The 18,426-nt window shown below is 65.3% G+C and carries 15 protein-coding genes; 7 read left to right on the plus strand and 8 right to left on the minus strand.

Features of this window, described 5'->3' with window-relative positions; genetic code table 11:
- Window positions 1-15: 15 nt before the first annotated feature.
- Window positions 16-1,503, minus strand: coding sequence for a wax ester/triacylglycerol synthase domain-containing protein (locus tag ACGFNJ_RS38805; protein WP_393460566.1), 1,488 nt, complete (start codon window positions 1,501-1,503; stop codon window positions 16-18).
- A gap of 234 nt (window positions 1,504-1,737) precedes the next feature.
- Here ACGFNJ_RS38805 and ACGFNJ_RS38810 point away from each other — a divergent pair, with 234 nt between their 5' ends.
- A complete protein-coding gene (locus ACGFNJ_RS38810) occupies window positions 1,738-3,393 on the plus strand; it encodes a cytochrome bc complex cytochrome b subunit (protein WP_393460460.1) in 1,656 nt (551 codons plus the stop codon).
- Window positions 3,394-3,536: 143 nt separating this feature from the next.
- Here ACGFNJ_RS38810 and ACGFNJ_RS38815 read toward each other — a convergent pair whose 3' ends face one another.
- Complete coding sequence (locus tag ACGFNJ_RS38815) at window positions 3,537-3,746, minus strand: DUF397 domain-containing protein (RefSeq protein ID WP_393460463.1); 210 nt, start codon at window positions 3,744-3,746, stop codon at window positions 3,537-3,539.
- A gap of 417 nt (window positions 3,747-4,163) precedes the next feature.
- Here ACGFNJ_RS38815 and ACGFNJ_RS38820 point away from each other — a divergent pair, with 417 nt between their 5' ends.
- The 4 genes from ACGFNJ_RS38820 (at window position 4,164) to ACGFNJ_RS38835 (ending at window position 7,027) form a co-directional block, all read left to right on the plus strand.
- Window positions 4,164-4,649: a DUF309 domain-containing protein gene (locus tag ACGFNJ_RS38820; RefSeq protein ID WP_393460466.1), complete on the plus strand. Its 486-nt coding sequence runs from the start codon at window positions 4,164-4,166 to the stop codon at window positions 4,647-4,649.
- Between the two features lie 8 nt (window positions 4,650-4,657).
- Window positions 4,658-5,614, plus strand: a complete 957-nt coding sequence (gene gluQRS / locus ACGFNJ_RS38825) for a tRNA glutamyl-Q(34) synthetase GluQRS (protein ID WP_393460469.1) — start codon at window positions 4,658-4,660, stop codon at window positions 5,612-5,614.
- A gap of 47 nt (window positions 5,615-5,661) precedes the next feature.
- Entirely contained in the window at window positions 5,662-6,393 is a 732-nt protein-coding gene (locus ACGFNJ_RS38830) for an RDD family protein (RefSeq protein WP_393460472.1), read from the plus strand.
- A gap of 235 nt (window positions 6,394-6,628) precedes the next feature.
- Window positions 6,629-7,027: a hypothetical protein gene (locus tag ACGFNJ_RS38835; protein ID WP_393460475.1), complete on the plus strand. Its 399-nt coding sequence runs from the start codon at window positions 6,629-6,631 to the stop codon at window positions 7,025-7,027.
- 78 nt (window positions 7,028-7,105) lie between these two features.
- Here the strand turns inward: ACGFNJ_RS38835 and ACGFNJ_RS38840 are convergent, their stop codons facing one another.
- Window positions 7,106-7,651 (minus strand): DUF4190 domain-containing protein, encoded by a 546-nt coding sequence (locus tag ACGFNJ_RS38840; RefSeq protein ID WP_393460478.1) that lies wholly within the window; start codon window positions 7,649-7,651, stop codon window positions 7,106-7,108.
- 29 nt (window positions 7,652-7,680) lie between these two features.
- On the opposite strand from ACGFNJ_RS38840, the gene ACGFNJ_RS38845 reads away from it, so the two are divergent.
- Window positions 7,681-8,460, plus strand: a complete 780-nt coding sequence (locus ACGFNJ_RS38845; RefSeq protein ID WP_393460481.1) for a queuosine precursor transporter — start codon at window positions 7,681-7,683, stop codon at window positions 8,458-8,460.
- Window positions 8,461-8,507: 47 nt separating this feature from the next.
- On the opposite strand, the gene tgt is transcribed toward ACGFNJ_RS38845, so the two are convergent.
- From tgt to ACGFNJ_RS38870, 5 genes are all read right to left on the minus strand, one after another.
- Entirely contained in the window at window positions 8,508-9,752 is a 1,245-nt protein-coding gene (gene tgt, locus ACGFNJ_RS38850; RefSeq protein ID WP_393460484.1) for a tRNA guanosine(34) transglycosylase Tgt, read from the minus strand.
- A gap of 1,168 nt (window positions 9,753-10,920) precedes the next feature.
- Complete coding sequence (locus ACGFNJ_RS38855; RefSeq protein ID WP_393460487.1) at window positions 10,921-12,840, minus strand: ABC transporter ATP-binding protein; 1,920 nt, start codon at window positions 12,838-12,840, stop codon at window positions 10,921-10,923.
- Window positions 12,837-14,570, minus strand: coding sequence for an ABC transporter ATP-binding protein (locus ACGFNJ_RS38860; protein ID WP_393460490.1), 1,734 nt, complete (start codon window positions 14,568-14,570; stop codon window positions 12,837-12,839). The genes ACGFNJ_RS38855 and ACGFNJ_RS38860 overlap by 4 nt, the downstream gene beginning before the upstream one ends.
- A gap of 100 nt (window positions 14,571-14,670) precedes the next feature.
- Window positions 14,671-15,180, minus strand: coding sequence for an RrF2 family transcriptional regulator (locus tag ACGFNJ_RS38865; RefSeq protein ID WP_393460493.1), 510 nt, complete (start codon window positions 15,178-15,180; stop codon window positions 14,671-14,673).
- A gap of 43 nt (window positions 15,181-15,223) precedes the next feature.
- The gene (locus ACGFNJ_RS38870) at window positions 15,224-15,805 is read right to left on the minus strand and encodes a TetR/AcrR family transcriptional regulator (RefSeq protein ID WP_393460496.1); all 582 of its coding nucleotides are present in this window, start codon (window positions 15,803-15,805) and stop codon (window positions 15,224-15,226) included.
- Window positions 15,806-16,005: 200 nt separating this feature from the next.
- Between ACGFNJ_RS38870 and ACGFNJ_RS38875 the strand changes: the two genes are divergently transcribed.
- Window positions 16,006-18,300 carry an MMPL family transporter gene (locus tag ACGFNJ_RS38875; RefSeq protein WP_393460499.1) on the plus strand — a complete coding sequence of 765 codons (2,295 nt, stop codon included), beginning with the start codon at window positions 16,006-16,008 and terminating at the stop codon, window positions 18,298-18,300.
- The last annotated feature ends 126 nt before the right edge of the window (window positions 18,301-18,426 follow it).

An 18,426-nucleotide genomic window follows, 5' to 3' on the forward strand; every position in this document is an offset into this window, starting at 1 on the left:
TCCGTTGTTCCGGTATTACTTCAGTACCTGTGCAACCTCGTGCACAGCGGCGCTGAGCAAGTCGGCATAGTTGTCGAGATCAGGGAGTGTCCCGCTGTCGGCGTGCAGGGAGAGGGTCACGGTCTCGCCGAGACCGTGGATCCCATGGGTCAGGCGCATCACCGAGCCGATGGCGGGGAAGCCGCCGGTGAAGCGGACTCGACCGCCACCGAAGGTGAGGTCTGCTCGGCCGCGGTCGACGCTGGAGACGACGGTGTGACCTGCGATGGAGTCCGGAACCGCGTCGAGGGGGTAGTTGGCGACGTCACGGTGGAGCAGCGGCGCGGGGACGACCGCGGTGACTCGATCCTGGGCCGCAAGCAGGGGGTGCCTGGCTCGGCGTTTGCGGTCGGCCAAGGTTGCGGCGATCGTGTCGGCGCGCCGGCGAAGGTCGGGCTCATCGATGCACAGGTCGACGCTGAGGCTGCGGTAGTTGTTGCGGGCCCCGGAGATTGCGGCATCCGGTAGGGCCATGGGGACCTGGGCACCGAGCCGGTCCACTTGATCGCCGCAATGTTCCAGGTAGCGAGTGAGGGCAACCGACACCGCAGTCAGCACGACGACGGTGACGGTGTGGCCGGGTGCGCGCAGAGATGCCGAGTCGCACACGATCATCCGCACCTGATGGGCCAAAGTTTGCGCTGCCTCAGCACCATTCACCCGGCTCGGCGGAAATCCGGGGCCCGGCGGCGGCAGTTGTCCGGCGGCGGTCAGCTTGGTGAGCTGTTGCTGGGCACGGAAGGCCTGGTAGCCGCGAACAGCGGTCCTGGCCAATCGAATCGGCAGCTGCGGCACGGCGAGCGCGGCAGCCACCGGAACCGTTGGCACCACTCGTCGCAGCGCTGTCGCGTTGACCGGCGACACGTCTGCCAGTCGCCGCACCACCGCATCCGCTGGCCGCACCAGCGCAGACAATCTGCGCACACCAGGAATTCGTTCGATCGGCGAGGCGCCCGAGCCGGCGTCGAACCCCGGATCATCAGCGGCGAACAGCGCCCGCGCGATCTCAGCGGCACGACGCCCATCGGCCAGCGCGTGCGACATCTGCAGAACAGCAACCAGCGTGGGTGTCACCTCCGCGTCGAGCGCGGCCGATCGACCCGGCACAGGCACCTCGCCGACACCGCGGAGGACGGTCAATCGCCAAGCTCGGGCCGAGGCGTCCAGCACCGTGCCGACCAGTTCACCGAGGGCCGACTGCACGTGCGCCCAATCCGGTTCCGGCAATACGTGTTCGACGAACTGATCAGCCGCGAAATCGCACGGCACCCAGGACGGGTAGTCGAGATCGCCAGGCACGTCCTGTGCCCGGACCCGCAGATCGGCGATCCGCGCGCTGCGTTCGGCGACGAACGCGCGCAGCTCCTCGGTCGGGCGGCCGGTGTCGGCGAAGCAGTACACGAGGAACAGGTCGTTGCGCGTCCGCCTCGACAGCCAGTACATCGTCGCGTCCTGCGGCGCCATCCGCCTCACGAACCGACAGTATCGAACCCCGCCGCGGCACCCAGGCCCCGGATCACTCCCGGGCCGCCGGGCTACCCGGTCCATCCCGCGGGAGGCTGTATATATACAGAGCAGTGAGCGTCTGAATGATCTTGATCCGCAAGGGCATACGCGAAAAACCATCGATTCCGCGCCCGGCTCCTGCTACCGTCTGTAGTAGAACACATACCACTCTCCAGGGGCGGAGTGTCGGCCATGGCAACACAACTCGGTCGCAAGGTCAGCGCGCAGGCGAATTCCGCCGACGAGCGATATCAGGCCGCGAGATTCCTCAAGCGGTCGATCAACAAGGTGTTCCCGACCCACTGGTCGTTCCTGCTCGGTGAGATCGCGCTCTACAGCTTCATCATCCTGCTGCTCTCCGGCGTGTACCTGACCCTGTTCTTCGATCCATCGATGACCGAGGTCGTGTACAACGGCTCCTACCAGCCGCTGCGTGGCGTCACCATGTCGCGCGCCTACGAGACCGCGCTGAACATCACCTTCGAGGTGCGCGGTGGTCTCTTCGTGCGGCAGGTACACCATTGGGCCGCACTGCTTTTCGCGGCATCGATCATCGTGCACCTGTTCCGGGTCTTCTTCACCGGCGCATTCCGCAAACCACGCGAGGCGAACTGGGTGATCGGCGCGCTGCTGCTCATCCTGGCGATGTTCGAGGGCTACTTCGGCTACTCGCTGCCCGATGATCTGCTCTCCGGCACCGGCCTGCGGGCGGCGTTCTCGTCCATCACCCTCGGCATCCCGATCATCGGCACCTGGATGCACTGGTTGATGTTCGGCGGCGACTACCCGGGCACCATCATCATCCCGCGCCTGTTCATCGCGCACGTGCTGTTGCTCCCCGGCATCATGCTCGCGCTGATCGCCGCGCACATCGCGCTCGTCTGGTACCAGAAGCACACCCAGTTCCCCGGGCCCGGCCGCACCGAGAAGAACGTGATCGGCGCCCGCATCGTCCCGGTGTTCTCGCTGGATCAGGGCGCGTTCTTCGCGTTCACCCTCGGCATCGTCGCGATCATGGGTGGCATCCTCCAGATCAACCCGATCTGGAACATGGGCCCGTACAACCCCTCTCAGGTGTCGGCGGGTTCGCAGCCGGACTTCTACATGATGTGGACCGACGGCATGATGCGCCTCATCCCGCCGTGGGAGCTGTATCTGGGCCGCTATACGGTGCCTGCGCCGGTGTGGGGTGCGCTGATCATGGGCTTGGTCTTCACCATGCTGATCATGTATCCGTGGATCGAGAAGCGGTTGACCGGCGACAACACCGCCAGGCACAACCTGCTGCAGCGGCCGCGTGACGTGCCGGTGCGCACCGCGATCGGCGCGATGGCGATCGCGTTCTACGTGGTGCTCACCCTGTCGTGTGTGAACGACATCCTTGCCTACAAGTTCGACATCTCGCTCAACGCGACCACCTGGATCGGGCGGATCGGCATCCTGGTACTCCCACCGTTCGCCTACTTCGCCGCCTATCGGATCTGCCTCGGCTTGCAGCGCAGCGACCGGGCGGTGCTTGAGCACGGCGTCGAGACGGGCGTGATCCGGCGACTGCCGCACGGCGAGTACATCGAACTGCATCAGCCGCTCGGCCCGGTCGACGACCACGGCCATCCGATCCCGTTGTCGTATCAGGGCGCTCCGGTGCCGAAGAAGATGAGCAAGCTCGGCCTGGCCGGCAAGCCGGGAACCGGCAGCTTCTTCTTCGCCGATCCGTGGCAGGAGTCCGAGCACAATCTCGCCGACGACCATGCCGAAGAGCGCAGGCAGCTCGCGGTGCTGCGCGATTACCAGGAACGGGACAGCGGCAGCGGAAATGGCTCCCATGGCAACGGCTCGAGCCGATAGCTGGACCCGTCCGTTCGCCTACTAAAAGTGAAACGCATGTATTCGGACGCCAGGCCCCCGCGCCCGGTGCCCGAATATTGCGAAGGCCCCGAGTCCATACCGACCCGGGGCCCGTGCTAACTGGTTCGGGCGATCTGATGCTGTCAGGATCGTCCGAACTCCCCCTGCGCCACTCCGGTTAGGAATGCGTCCCAGTGACCCGGCGCAAAGGCCAGCACCGGACCATATCCGTTGTCCTTGGTGTCACGGACCGCAACATTGCCGTCGACTAGAAAGGCGACTTCCACACAGTTCCCATCAGGGCCGCTGTAGGTACTCTTACGCCACACAGCCTCCGTCAAATCAACCTCCACGGCACTAGCTCCTTCGCTGCGTCGAGAACGAGTTTTCTTCTGACATCGTCCTAACTAGCACCGGCACCCGGCAGGAACGCCGAATCCCCTGTGCGCCTAGCGGAAGCGCGCAACTCCACGGTGCGTCGTTATCGCACTGTACGTCGGGGTGAATACACCCCACGAGGTTGCCCCCGCGCGGTAAACACTAGCAGGTCTATCGAAAGTTTGCCCGCCTCCGGCTTATTTGGAAATACGAACTGCCAAGTTTGCGAAGAAGAAATGTTGCGGGAACATTGCCAGCATGCGGAAACCATTCTCATTATGGCAGTACCGCAAACATTTCGGCCGATGTGATTGCTCTGTGATCCGTCCATTTTTCATTCATCGGACACTGTCTCATCGACGCCATCTCGAAGGCCGGGGCATGATGGGAGCATGGTTGACCGCGATCGCGACGACGCAGGTCGCGCCCGAAACTCTCGTCCGCGCGACCGACTCGGGCGGCCGCTGCCGCCGGGCAGTGCCGGAGTTGCCCGAATTCCCGATGATCTAGATCTGCCGCCACAGCAAACGCTCACCTTCGCTCAGCAACTGCTGGACGACGGATTAGCATTCAACGCGCACGAGGTATTAGAGGCCGCGTGGAAGAACGGACCGTTCGCCGAGCGGATGCTGTGGCAAGCGCTTGCTCAGCTCGCTGTCGGTGTCACACACATCCAACGTGGCAATCCGACCGGCGCGCGCACCCTACTCACCCGTGCGGTCACCCGGCTGCGCACGTTCCAGCCGGACGAGGACGGGGTCATGCCCTACGGCATCGACCGCACCGGCTTGATCGCACACGCCGAAACACTGCTCGCCGCGCTCGACGCCGAGACGCCGATCCCCGCCGCCGAGCTGACGCCGCGCCTGCGCGGCTGACCTTTACGATGGCCATCGTGCGCCTGTCATCGCGCCCGAGCCGGGCCCGTACCGAACTGGACGCGGGCCGGTACGCACCGACCCCGTCCGGCGACCTGCACCTGGGGAACCTGCGCACCGCACTGCTCGCCTGGGCGTTCGCTCGCTCTACCGGACGGCGCTTCCTGCTCAGGATGGAAGACCTCGACCCAGCGCGGACCGGCGCCGAGGCGCGCCAGCTCGCGGACCTGGCCGCGATCGGGCTCGATTGGGACGGCCCGGTGGTCCGGCAATCCGAGCGACTGCCGCACTACCAGGCTGCGATCGACCGGCTCACGGCCGCCGGGCACACCTACGAATGTTTCTGCACGCGTAAGGAAATCCAACAGGCGGCCACGGCGCCACACGCCCCGATGGGTGCCTATCCCGGCACCTGCCGCACGCTGACCGAATCAGACCGCGCCGCCTTGCGCGCACAAGGACGCCAGGCCGCACTGCGCTTACGTTCGACGGCAACCGAATTCGTGATCTTCGACTATTTGCACGGGTATTACCGTGGCCAGGTGGACGATTTGGTGTTGCGACGCGGCGACGGCATCCCCGCCTACAACCTCGCGGTGGTGGTCGACGACGCGGCACAGGGCATCGATCAGGTGGTCCGCGCCGACGATCTGCTCCCGTCCACGCCACGCCAGGCCTACCTCGCGACCTTGCTCGACCTACCGGTGCCGCGCTACGCCCACGTTCCGCTCGTGCTCAATGCCGAAGGGCAGCGGCTCGCCAAGCGCGATGGCGCGGTGACCATGGCCGACCAACTGGCGCTCGGCAGCACGCCCGAGCAGATCGTTGCCCTGCTCGCCGACTCGCTCGGCTACACCGCGACCACGGCGGCAGAGCTGCTCGACAGCTTCGACCCGGCACATCTGCCACACGAACCGTGGATACTCGACGGGAATGGGTTGTTGCAACGCAGTCGATGTCCGTAACGTACGCATTCGTCCAACTACTGATCACTCGACGAGGACAAACAACTATGACAAGCGGTGGGTACGACCCCAACCAGTATCCGCAGGGCGGGCAGCCGTATGGGCAGCCGTACCCGCAGGGCGGCCAACAATTCCCGCAAGGCGGCGGCCAGCAGCCGTATCCGCAGGGCGGCCAACAGTTCCCCCAGGGCGGCCAGCAATACGGCCAGCAACCGCCCCAGTACGGTCAGCAGCCGCAATACGGTCAGCAGCCGCCTCAGTACGGCCAGCAGCCCCAGTACGGCCAGCCGCAGGATCCGTACGGCCAGTACCCGCAGCAGCAGCCGGGTGGCTTCAACAACTACGGCGGGCAGCCGGGTGACCTGGCTACCCGGTTCGGCGCCCGTGTTCTCGACGGCCTGATCTGCGGCATCGTCGGCATTCCCGTCTACTTCGTGCTGTCGCTCGCCCTGAAGGGCATCGTGGGCACCATCTTGAGCATGGCGGTGCTGTACGCGCTGTACACCGCCTACTTCGTCCTGATGGAGACCTCGCAGGGGACGACCTTCGGCAAGAAGATCGTCGGCCTCAAGGTGCTCGCGCCCGGCGGCGCGGCGAAGATCGACCCGGTGACGTCGCTCAAGCGCAACATCTTCGTCGCCGTGAACATCGTCTACTGCCTCGGCAACCTGGCCGGGCTCGGTTTGGCGATCTACGTCGCGGTCACCATTTCGCAGGACCCGAACAAGCAGGGCTGGCACGACAAGTTCGCCGGCGGCACCCAGGTCGTCAAGGCCTGACAACTTACAGAACCACTGCCAAGGCAGGGGCGCACCCGAACCGGGTGCGCCCCTGCCTTTTTGTGCGTTCAGCGCACTCCGGATCTGCCACTGACTGCCAAAGTCCTTGCTCTGCTTGCTATCTCGGAGCCCGGGAGCACACGCTTGATGGAATCGAGGTCGTGCCCACCATTCGGTGAGCCGAGGTTCAATTCACCTGCCGGAAGCGGCAGATCCGGGGAATGCGAGCACCACTGTGAAGATCGTCAAACGTGCCATAGCAATTTCTGTACTGATGGCTTCCGCCTTCGGGATGAGTACCGTGCTGCCCGCCGGCGTGGCGGCGGCGGATCCGACCCAAAGCGATTGCGGAAACATCACCTGCACTGTTCGGCTGGATCGCGCGCAAACACGGAACGCCAGAGACAGGAGCTGGCTGGTCGGCGCAGGATCGGGCTTGATCTGTGTGGGTCTCGGCGGCGCAGGCCGAACGGTCTGCGCTGGCGTCATCGCCCTTGTCGCGACCGATATCGCCGTCAACGCGGGTCGGTACTACGAAGACGGAAACTGCATCGGCATCAGACTTCTCCAACATACGAACCTCACCTATGCGGGCACCACTGAGGTAACCCGAGGCACATACAACTGCGCGTGAGTCGATGGCACGAAACAGGGGCGCACCGTTATCGGGTGCGCCCCTGACGTTTTGCCGAGGCCGTGAACCAGGCAGCGACTATGCGCCGGAAACTCCGGCGATGATGACGACGACGAACCACAGGACGGTGAGAACGATCGCGCCAACACCGATCCAGATGCCGGCCAGCGCCATGCCGCGGCCGTCCTGACCAGTCTGCTTGACCTGATTCAAGCCGATGACACCGAGGATGATCCCGACGATCGATCCGATGCCACAGGTGACGAAGCCGGCCAGCGAGGCGATCAGCGCACCGATCGCCATGCCGTTGGTGCCCTGCTGCGGCGCCATCCCATACGGCTGATAGGCGGGCTGATATCCGTAGGGCTGCGGCTGCCCGTAGGGCGCGGCAGACTGTTGATAGCCCTGGTACTGGGGCTGTTGCTGCGGTTGCGGCGGCGGTGTCATCGGCTGGGCGGGCTGCTGTGGATATTGCGGTGCCGACGGATATCCCGATGGCTGTTCAGCATTCGGGTACTGCGGAACAGAACTCTGCGCGCCGGAACCCTGCGCGCCGGAGTCCGGCGACACGCCTTGTCCGCCGTACTGCTTCCACCATTCGTCGGAATCGCCGGGATTCGTCATTGCTACAGGGTATTCCACAACCTGGTTGGATGAAGCGCGTGAGTCAGCTCAATGAAACCGAAGCCCAGGAACCTGGGCGCCCCGCGCCGAAGCATGCGGCATTCGCCCAGGTGGCGCGGGGGTACTACACACCGATCGTGGCGTTGTTCACCGCAACGCTCATCATCTCTAACATCTGTGCCACCAAGGGCGTCCAGTTCTTCACCGATCAGTCCGTCAAGCTCGGACCGATCGAGCTGCTGCCGATCAGCACCGACGGCGCCTGGTTCCTCTTTCCCCTCGCCTACATCATCGGCGACGTGCTGAGCGAGATCTACGGCTTCCGGCTCGCGCGCAGGGCCATCTACTACGGGTTCGGCATCCTGCTGCTCATGGTGGTCTGCTTCAAGATCGCGATCGAGCTGCCCGCCGCGACCTTCTACGAGAACCAGGAAGCGTTCCGCACCGTCATCGGCACAACGCCGCAGCTCGTCGCCGCAGGCCTGGCCGGCTATTTCGTCGGCGAGATGCTCAACTCGGCGACGCTGGTGCTGATCAAGGAACGCACCAAGGAAAAACACCTGTGGGCGCGGCTGATCGGCTCCACCGTGGTCGGCGAGTTCGGCGACACACTGATCTTCTGTTCGATCGCGGCCACCGCCATCGGCATCGACTCCTGGGGCCAGTTCGTGAACTACGTGGTCGTCGGCTTCCTCTGGAAGACGCTCGCGGAGATCATCGTGCTGCCGATCACCTACCGAGTCATCGCCTGGCTCAAGAAGAACGAGCCGAGCTACGCGCCGAGCCAGGTTCCCGCACTACAGAGCTGACCACACACTCCGACGACCGGCGGCACTGTGGAGTTCGGGCCGCCGGTCTACGGCGTCGGGATGCGGCCCTTCCACCGGCCGAGTGTCTCGGCCTTGTGCTCGTCGAAGTAGCCGCCCTCGATGCTCGCCCGGATGCGGTCGACGAGCCGAATCGTGTAGCGCTCGTTGTGGATTGTGCACAGCGTCGCGGCCAGGATCTCCTTGGCCTTGAACAGGTGATGCAGATAGGCCCTGGTGTAGTTGGCGCAGGTATAGCAGTCGCAGGTGTCGTCGATCGGGGTGAAGTCGCGCCGGAATCGGCTGGTGTTGATATTGAATCGGCCCTCCGCGACATAGATGGCCGCGTTGCGGGCGACCCGCGACGGGTTCACGCAATCGAACGTGTCCGCGCCGTTCTCCACCGCGGTGAAGATGTCCTCCGGCTCGCTGATGCCGAGCATGTGCCTCGGCTTTTCCTCGGGCAGCTCGTCACAGCACCAGCCGACGATGGTGCCGAGGTTATGCTTCTCCAGCGCACCGCCGATGCCGTACCCGTCGAAACTCGTTCCCTCGCTGCCACGCAACGACTCCAGCCCGCGACAAGCCTGGCGGCGCAGGTCTTCGTACTGCGCACCCTGGATCACCCCGAACAGCGCCTGATACGGGCGGTGGGTGCGGGCCGCGGTGAGCCGCTCGTGCTCGTCGAGGCAGCGCTGCGCCCATTCGTGCGTGCGCTGCAGCGACTTCTCCTGGTAGCCACGAGTATTGAGCAGGGTGGTGAGCTCGTCGAAGGCGAACATGATGTCGGCGCCGAGCCGATGCTGGATGCCCATCGACACCTCTGGGGTGAATCGGTGCTTGGACCCGTCCAGGTGCGAGCGGAAGGTGACGCCGTCGTCGTCGACGGTGGCCAGCCGCTCCTTACCCTTCGCGATCACGTCGTCGCTGCGGACGTCGACCGCCTCCATCGCAAGCACCTTCTTGAACCCGACCCCCAGCGACATCACCTGAAAGCCGCCACTGTCGGTGAACGTCGGCCCCGGCCAGTTCATGAACTTGCTGAGCCCGCCCGCCTCGTCCACGATGTCGGACCCAGGCTGCAGATACAGGTGATACGCATTGGCCAGCAGCGCCTGCGCCCCGATCTCCCGCATCGTCTCCGGCAACACCGCCTTCACCGTCGCCTTGGTCCCCACCGGAATGAACGCAGGCGTGGCGATCGACCCGTGCGGCGTGCTGATCACACCGGACCGCCCGTGCCGCCCCTCCAGGCGGTTACCAACAGTGAACGAAAAGGTAGCGGGATCAGACACCCGAACATCCTCCCAGGCTGCACCCCCCACCCCACCAGCCCACCCTCCCGCCCGTCCACCATCTACACCGCGTCGGCGGATCCACAGAGGCTCTATACGGTTCACAGGGCCCAGAACCTCTGTGAACCGTACGGAAGGTCTGTGGATCGTCGGCCACTCTCGGCATCCCCGGTGGACGGTAGCGAGAATGAGACTTATTTGACCTTGAAAGCTCTCGAAACGGGACCACAGCCAAGTAACCCGGCTGGGACTGGACGACGCGTGAGCGACTGCGGAGGTCAGCCGGGTACGGCAGACGACGCCACCACGCTACTCCAGTGCAAACCCTTGGCTGCCGTACTCGTCAGGAGACCGTATACCCGAAGGAGCTCTGCCTTCGCCAAGCCCAAAGCGGCACGACCACAACCCAACCCGACCCGTGGGGCGCGGCCTCGGACGAGCGCGGCCTCGGACAGGCGCGGCCTCAGACGGGCGCGGCCTCGGACAGGCGCGGCCTCGGACGGGCGCGGCTTTGGGCGGGCGCGGCTTTGGAGGGCTGGTGCGGGTTTCGTAGAGCGTGTTGCGTTGGGGTGGTGGTTTATCCGCAGGTTGAACGGTCTCCTGGCGAGCAGGACAGTCTCGGGGTTTGCACTGGATAGCGTGGTGGCGTCGTGTGCCGTACCCGGCTGACCTCCGCAGTCGCTCACGCGTTCTCTTGTCCCCGACCGGGTTGCTTGGCTGTGGTCCGGTCCAAAGATCTTTTCGGGGAAGTGATCTCGAGGGAGGTTGACGGGAGTCCAATGGTGGGCGTCTCGGCGTGTACTGCCGCCATATGACTCCCGTCAACGGCGGTGAGCAACCATTTCACTCCCGTCAACGCGGGCGGCAACCACTTCACTCACGCCGATGAAGCCCAGCAACCATTTCACTCACGCCAATGGGCTCGGGCAACCACTTCTCTCACGCCGATCCGAGGCTCGCCACCTCAGAGGGGTTCCCGCACGAAAGTTGGTGCAGCCATGTCCCGTTCACGCGGATAGCGGTTCACGAACGGGACATGACCGAGCCCTTTACGGCGTGTCGCCTCCACCAGGTCCCACTCGCGGAAGCACGCGACCCCGAGTGGGACATCACCGATGGAGCGGCGAGGACTGGCTCCGATCTGGCTCGCTCCGGAGGCAGCGTGGACCTACGCGTCCGCGGCGGCTGCGGCGAATTGGGCGTTGTAGAGGCGGTAGTAGGCGCCGCGCTCCTCTAGCAGTCGGGTGTGGGTGCCGTGTTCGACGATGCGGCCCTGCTCCATGACGACGATCAGGTCGGCGTCGCGGATGGTGGACAGGCGGTGGGCGATGACGAAGCTGGTGCGGTCGCGGCGCAGGGCCGCGGTGGCGTGCTGCACCAGCAGTTCGGTGCGGGTGTCGACCGAGCTGGTCGCCTCGTCCAGGATCAGGATGGACGGCTTCGCCAGGAAGGCCCGCGCGATGGTGATGAGTTGCTTCTCGCCCGCGCTGACACCTGAGCCTTCCTCGTCGATGACGGTGTCGTAGCCCTCGGGCAGCGCGTGCACGAAGCGGTCGACGTAGGCGGCCCGCGCGGCGGCGAGGATGTCGTCCTCGCTCGCGTTCGGGTTGCCGTAGGCGATGTTCTCCCGGATGGTGCCCTTGAACAGCCAGGTGTCCTGCAAGACCATGCCGATGCGGGACCGCAGATGGTCGCGGGTGATCTCGGTGGTGTCGACACCGTCGATGGTGATGGTGCCGGAGTCCAGCTCGTAGAACCGCATCAGCAGGTTCACCAGCGTGGTCTTGCCCGCGCCGGTCGGGCCGACGATGGCGACCACGTGGCCGGGCTCGGCGATCAACGACAGCCGCTCGATCACCGGCGTCTCCGGTTCGTAGCGGAACGAGATGCCCTCGAACTCGACCTCTCCCCGGTCGACCGGTCGGGCCTCGGCCATCACCGGATCCGGGCTCTCCTCCTCGGCGTCGAGGATCTCGAAGATCCGCTCGGCCGAGGCGACGCCGGACTGCAGCAGGTTCGCCATCGCGCCGATCTGCGTGAGCGGCTGGCTGAACTGGCGCGAGTACTGGATGAACGCCTGCACCTCGCCGAGCGAGAGCTGACCCGTCGCGACCCGCAGGCCACCGACCAGCGCCACCAGCACGAAGTTCACGTTCCCGAGGAACATGATCGCGGGCATGATCAGCCCGGAGATGAACTGCGCCTTGAAACTCGACTGGTAGAGCTGTTCGTTGCGCTTGTCGAATTCCTGGCCGACCTCGCGGTTGCGGCCGAACGCCGTGACGATCTCGTGGCCGGTGTAGGCCTCCTCGACCTGGGCGTTCACCATTCCGGTGTATTTCCACTGGTCCACGAAATGCGGCTTGGAGCGCTTGGCGATCTGCGCGGTCACGATGATCGCGGCGGGCACGGTGAGCAGCGCGATCAACGCGAGCAGCCACGAGATCCAGAACATCATCACCAGGATGCCGAGCACGGTGAACAGCGAGACGATCAGCTGGCTCATGGTCTGCTGCAGGCTCTGTGACACGTTGTCGACGTCGTTGGTGACGCGGCTCAGCACGTCGCCGCGCGGCTGGGAATCGAAGTAGCGCAACGGAAGCCGATGCAGCTTGTCCTCGATATCGCTGCGCAGGCGCTTGACCGTCCTGTTGATCACCAGGTTCAGCAGGAAGGCCTGCAGCCAGCCGAGCACGGAGGCGCCGATGTAGAGGGCGAGCACCAGCATCAGCACCCGGCCGACGGCGTCGAAGTCGATGCCGACGCCTGGCACCACGTTCATGGCGCTGAGCATGTCGGCAAAGGTGTTCTGGCCCTTGCCCCGCAGCGCTTCGACCGCCTGCTCTTTGGTGGTGTCTGGCGCGAAGTTCAACTGCTTGCCGACCACACCGTCGAAGACGAGGTTGGTCGCCTTGCCGAGCAGGTATGGACCGAGGGTATTCAACACCACCGAGCCGATGGCGAGGGCGACGACGAGCCAGACGAGTTTCTTCTCCGGCGCGAGCCTGCGCAACAACCGTTTCAGCGACGGCTTGAACGACTTCGGCTTGGTCCCCGGCGCACCGGGGGCCGGCATCCCCGGCCTCATCGGACTTCCTCGGCACTGAGCTGGGACGCCACGATCTCCTGGTACTCCTTGCAATCACGCATCAACTGCTCGTGCGAGCCGATGCCTGCCATCTCGCCGTCCTCGAGCACCACGATCTGGTCGGCGTCGCGAATGGTGGTAATCCGTTGCGCCACAATGATGACCGAGGAATCCTTGGTCACCGTGCGCAGCGCCTGCCGCAGCCTGGCGTCGGTCGCGACGTCGAGCGCGGAGAACGAGTCGTCGAACAGGTAGACCCGCGGCGCCTTCACCAGCGCCCTGGCGATCGCGAGCCGCTGGCGCTGGCCGCCGGAGACCGTGGTGCCGCCCTGCGCCACCGGAGTCTCCAAGCCCTGCGCCATCTCTCGCACGAAGTCGTCGGCCTGCGCGATCTCCAGACATCGCCACAGTTCCTCGTCGGTGGCGTCCGGGTTGCCGTAGCGCAGGTTGCTCGCGACCGTTCCGGAGAACAGGTACGCCTTCTGCGGAACCAGGCCGATCTGCTCGCGCAGTAGTTCGAGGTCGATGTGCCGAATGTCGGTGCCACCGAGGTAGACCGCGCCGTCGGTGACGTCCATCAGCCGGGGCACCAGGTTGAGCAGCGTGGTCTTGCCCGCACCGGTGGAGCCGACGATCGCGGTGGTGGTGCCCGGCTTCACTTGGAACCGAATGCCTTTCAGCACCGGCTTCTCCGCGCCGGGATAGGCGAACTCGGCGAACTGGAAATCGACCTCGGCCGGGTCACCCTTGAACGGCTGCGGCAGCGGCGGCGGCACCACCGACGACTCGGTCTCCAGCACCTCGCCGATCCGGTCGGCGGAGACCGCGGCGCGCGGCGCCATCATGGCCAGGAACGAGGCCATCATCACCGCCATCAGGATCTGCATGATGTAGGACAGCATCGCGGTGAGCGAGCCGATCTGCATGGTGCCCGCGTCGACGGCGTGCCCACCGAACCAGATCACCGCCACCGCAGTGACATTGCTGATCAGCATGACCAGCGGGAACATCAACGCCATCAACCTGCCGACGCGCAGCGCGGTGTCGGTCAGCTCCGAGTTGGCGATGCCGAAGCGCCAGGTCTCCTGGCGTTCCCTGACGAAGGCGCGGACCACCCTGATGCCGGTGATCTGCTCGCGCAGCACCCGGTTGACCTCGTCGATCCTGGTCTGCATGTCCCGGAAGCCCGGCACCATTCTGCTGATGATGAACGCCATCGACAGCCCGAGTGCGGGCACCGCGATCAGCAGCAACCAGGACAGGCCGAGGTCCTCGCGCAGCGCCATGAAGATGCCGCCGATGCACATGATCGGCGCCATCACCAGGATCGTCGCCGACATCACGATGAGCAGCTGAACCTGCTGAATGTCGTTGGTATTGCGGGTGATCAGCGACGGAGCGCCGAACATGCCGACCTCGCGCGCGGAGAAGGTGCCGACCCGATGCAGCAGCGCGCCGCGCATATCGCGACCCGCGCCCATCGCGGCCTGCGCACCGAGGTACACCGAGCAGGCGGAGGCGAGGATCTGCACGCCGGTGACCGCGAGCATCCACAGGCCGGTGTCCCAGATGTAGCCGATGTCGCCCTTGGTGACGCCGTTGTCGATGAGGTCGGCGTTGAGGCTCGGCAGATAGAGCATCGCGATGACCGCGATCAGCTGCAGGACCACGACGCCCGCCAACTGGGTGCGATAGGGGCGCAGCGAGGTACGAAGCAGACGAATCAACATGATGAATCGCAGGCTACTCGCACCGAGTGACGCACGTCATCGAGGTTTTGGACAAGCACCGATACCCTCCCGCCGGGCGCTTTCGCGCCGAACGCGCTGTTCAGCGATGCTCTCTGCGCACCCAGGCGCCCGGGTCCTCGGTCAGCGCGTCGACGAATTGTGGCAGCCGGTCGTTGGCAATATCGTCGATCGACACATTCTCCAGCACCGCACGAATATTCACGCGCAACGCGATCCAGACCTTCTGCAGTGATTCGGCGGCGCCGGGATAGGTCACGTCCTCGGGACGCTCGCCGCGCACCGACGCGAGCGGACCCTCGATCGCCCGGATCACGTCGGCGACGGAGATCTCGGTGGCGGGCCTGGCCAGCCAGTAACCGCCGTCGGGCCCGCGCCTGCTGATCACCAGCTCGCCGCGGCGCAGGTCGCCGAGCACGGTCTCCAGCACCTTGGGCGGGATTCGCTGCGCGGTTGCGATCGCCTCGGCCTTCACGACGGGGGCGATCTGGACGCCGGGCGCTTCGGCGAACGGGGCCTGGTTCAGCTTCGGTGCGCGGGCGATCTCGAGCAGCGTCCGCACCGCGTAGTCGACCTTCGCGGTGATGTGCACAGCGACTCCTGGCATTCCGGTGGGTCCGGTCAGTAGCTGCAATCTACGCGGTTAGCACGCTGGTCGCCGCATCCAACAAGGTGGTTTCCACCAGGGTGTCGTCGGCGCCGGGCACCAGCTCCTTGGAAACCAGTGCGACCCGGATCATTTCGAGGGCCGCGGACGCGCGCAGCTTGGCCGCGTCGCTGGCGTCCGGTCCGGCCAGCCAGTCGCGCAGCACCTGACTGTTGTCGATCAGGTCGGGGTACCGGTCGACCATCGCGTTCACGATGGCCGCCGTATCGCGCATGATCAGGCCGCCCGCGTCCCGGTGTGCGATCAGGCCGCGCAGATAGGTGCGCAGCACCGTGCGAATGCCGTCCGGGTCGTGCGGTATCTCGTCGAGATTTTCGACGACCGCGCGCACGTGATCGAGGATCGGGTCGATGATCGCCAACAGCAGATCGAGCTTCGAGGCGTAGTGATAGTAGAGCGAGGCCTTTGTGATTCCTACCGCATCGGCCACCTCGCGCAGGCTCGATTGTTCGAATCCTTTGGCGCTGAATAACTTCACCGCGGCGTCGCGGATCGCGATTTTCGTGCTCCGACCAGCGGCAACGGTGTCTGAGGCAGACCGAAGAGTCATGGGATGATCCTCTCACCACTCATGCGCTGAGCTAATGATGCCGACAAAATTGAGGTTGTCCCTCCGTTTAAGCCTTCGGTAGTCTACCTACCGCACGGTAGGCAGAAAGCGTCAATGTGTAGGCGGGGGGCAGGGTAACCCCGCGAGTGCTTGTCTCCGGCCTGAATCAGCACGCCCCAAGCATCGCTAGGAGTTCCCTCGTGTCCGTTTATCTCTACCGATGGGGGAAGTTCGCTTTCCGCCGAAAATGGATAGTGCTTCCCGTCTGGCTCGTCCTTTTCCTGCTGCTCGGTGGTCTCGGCGCGCAGCTCAGCAAGCCGATGAGCAACGATTTCAGCATGCCGGACCTGCCGTCCGCACGCGCGAACGACATTCTGGACAAGCATTTTCCCGGTGCTTCCGCAGCGTTCAAGTTCGACGCCGTCACCGGCACCTATGTGATCGGTGCGCCGGCAGGCCAGAAGCTCACCGACCCGGCGAACCGCACCGCGCTCGACGCGTTCCTCGCCAAGCTCAAAGACTTCGACATCGTCGACCACGCCAAACCGCTCGTCAACCCGGTCGAGGCGGCCGAGAAGATGGGCTGCCTGGCCGATCCGGATCCGGCCAAGTGCAGCGGCGCCCCGCTGAACGTGCTCAGCAAGACCGTGCCCGACTCGGTGGCCGTGCTGAACGTGCCGTTCACCATCAAGAAGTTCACCGACGTCACCGACGCGCAGCGCGACGCGGCCTACGCGGTCGCCTCCGACGCGCGCAACGCGGGCCTCACTGTCGAGATGAGCGGCTCGATCGCGATGAAGCAGGAGGCGCCGAGCGGTAAGTCCGAGCTGATCGGCATGGGCGTCGCGCTGATCGTGATGATCGTGGCGTTCGGCGCGATCGTCGCCGCCTTCGTGCCGATCGTCACCGCGATCGTCGGCCTCGGCGCGGCCACCTCGCTGATCATGTTGGGCACCTCGGTGATCGAGGTCCCGAGCTTCACCACGTTCCTGGCATCGATGATCGGCATCGCGTTGTCCATCGACTACGCGCTTTTCATCGTGTCGCGATACAAACATGAACTGGCCGTGCAGGATTCACCGGAAGAAGCGGCAGGCACCGCGCTCGGCACCGCGGGTTCCGCGGTGGTGTTCGCCGGGCTGACCGTCATCATCGCGCTCGGCGGGCTCAGCATCGTCGGCGTCCAGTTCCTGACCTTCATGGGTCTCGGCGGCGCGATCGCCGCCGGGTTCGCGGTGCTCACCGCGATCACGCTGATGCCTGCGCTGCTCGGCGCGTTCGGCCGCTTCCTCTTCAAGCCGAAGCTGCCGCTCGTCGCCAAGCACGATCCCGAGGACGACACTGCGGTCACCCTCGGCATGCGCTTCGGCCGGTTGATCGGCAAGGCACCGTGGGTCGCGCTGGTGCTCAGCGTCGTGGTGCTCGGCGCGCTCGCCGCGCCCGCGGCCGGGCTGAACCTCGGCCTGCCCGGCGACGACAGCCAGCCGAAGACCTCCACCATTCGCAAGGCCTACGAGCTGCGCACCGCCGGCTTCGGCGAGGGCAGCAACGGCGTGCTGAACGTGGCGGCCGACCTGTCCAAGGTCCCGGTCGAGGTGCGGGAGAACGCGGTCAAGGCGCTGCGCGACAAGCTCGCCGCCTACCCGGGCATGGACTACGTGACCGCGCCGCAGTGGAGCGAGGACAAGCAGGGCGTGCTGCTCGACGGCGTGCCGAAGTCGGGTCCGAACAACCAGGCGACCAAGGATCTGGTCAGCGACGCCCGCGACGCGGAAGAACAGCTGCAGGCCGAGTTCGGCATGGAATACGGCATCACCGGCTCCACCGCGATCTACGCCGACGTCGACCACGTGTTGCTCAGCAAGATCGTGCCGTATCTGGCCATCGTCGCCGGTGCCGCGTTCGTGCTGCTGATCCTGGTGTTCCGCTCGATCCTGGTGCCGCTGACCGCGGCGCTCGGGTTCCTGCTCTCCATGGCCGCGACGTTCGGCGCCACGGTGCTGATCTTCCAGCAGGGCAAGTTCGGCCTGATCGAGGATCCGCATCCGCTGGTCAGCTTCCTGCCGATCATGTTGATCGGCTTGGTGTTCGGCCTCGCGATGGACTACCAGGTGTTCCTGGTGACCCGCATGCGCGAGGAGTTCGTCAACGGCAAGTCGCCGAAGGATGCGGTGGTGGCCGGTTATCACCACGGTGCCCGCGTGGTGACCTCGGCCGCGGTCATCATGATCTCGGTGTTCGGTTCGTTCCTGCTGGAAACCGACGTGACGGCGAAGTCGTTCGGCTTCGCGCTGGCGGCGGGCGTGCTGTTCGATGCGTTCATCGTGCGGATGATCCTGATCCCGTCGCTGCTCGTCCTGATGGGCAAGTGGTCGTGGTGGATGCCGCAGTGGCTGGACCGGATCCTGCCCGATATCGACGTCGAAGGCACGAAGCTGCGTGAGCTGCAGCAGCGGTCGGCGCAGCCGCCGCAGGTGCCGGTCGGCGTCAGCTGATCGTCGCGACAAACTCCGGCCCCGCACCCGAATTCCGGGTGCGGGGCCGCGTTGTATCCCGGGTTAGTTCTTGATCTTGTGAGCCGACCGCAGCAGACTCAGAGGCAGTTCGACCTCTCAGCTCGG

This window comes from Nocardia sp. NPDC049149, from assembly GCF_043197455.1.
Classification (GTDB): Bacteria; Actinomycetota; Actinomycetes; order Mycobacteriales; family Mycobacteriaceae; genus Nocardia.

Coding starts and splice junctions, on each gene's coding strand:
- ACGFNJ_RS38805 (WP_393460566.1), bottom strand. CDS start 1,503: ATGGCGCCGCAGGACGCGACGATGTACTGGCTGTCGAGGCGGACGCGC.
- ACGFNJ_RS38810 (WP_393460460.1), top strand. CDS start 1,738: ATGGCAACACAACTCGGTCGCAAGGTCAGCGCGCAGGCGAATTCCGCC.
- ACGFNJ_RS38820 (WP_393460466.1), top strand. CDS start 4,164: ATGGTTGACCGCGATCGCGACGACGCAGGTCGCGCCCGAAACTCTCGT.
- gluQRS (WP_393460469.1), top strand. CDS start 4,658: ATGGCCATCGTGCGCCTGTCATCGCGCCCGAGCCGGGCCCGTACCGAA.
- ACGFNJ_RS38830 (WP_393460472.1), top strand. CDS start 5,662: ATGACAAGCGGTGGGTACGACCCCAACCAGTATCCGCAGGGCGGGCAG.
- ACGFNJ_RS38840 (WP_393460478.1), bottom strand. CDS start 7,651: ATGACGAATCCCGGCGATTCCGACGAATGGTGGAAGCAGTACGGCGGA.
- ACGFNJ_RS38845 (WP_393460481.1), top strand. CDS start 7,681: ATGAAGCGCGTGAGTCAGCTCAATGAAACCGAAGCCCAGGAACCTGGG.
- ACGFNJ_RS38855 (WP_393460487.1), bottom strand. CDS start 12,840: ATGAGGCCGGGGATGCCGGCCCCCGGTGCGCCGGGGACCAAGCCGAAG.
- ACGFNJ_RS38860 (WP_393460490.1), bottom strand. CDS start 14,570: ATGTTGATTCGTCTGCTTCGTACCTCGCTGCGCCCCTATCGCACCCAG.
- ACGFNJ_RS38870 (WP_393460496.1), bottom strand. CDS start 15,805: ATGACTCTTCGGTCTGCCTCAGACACCGTTGCCGCTGGTCGGAGCACG.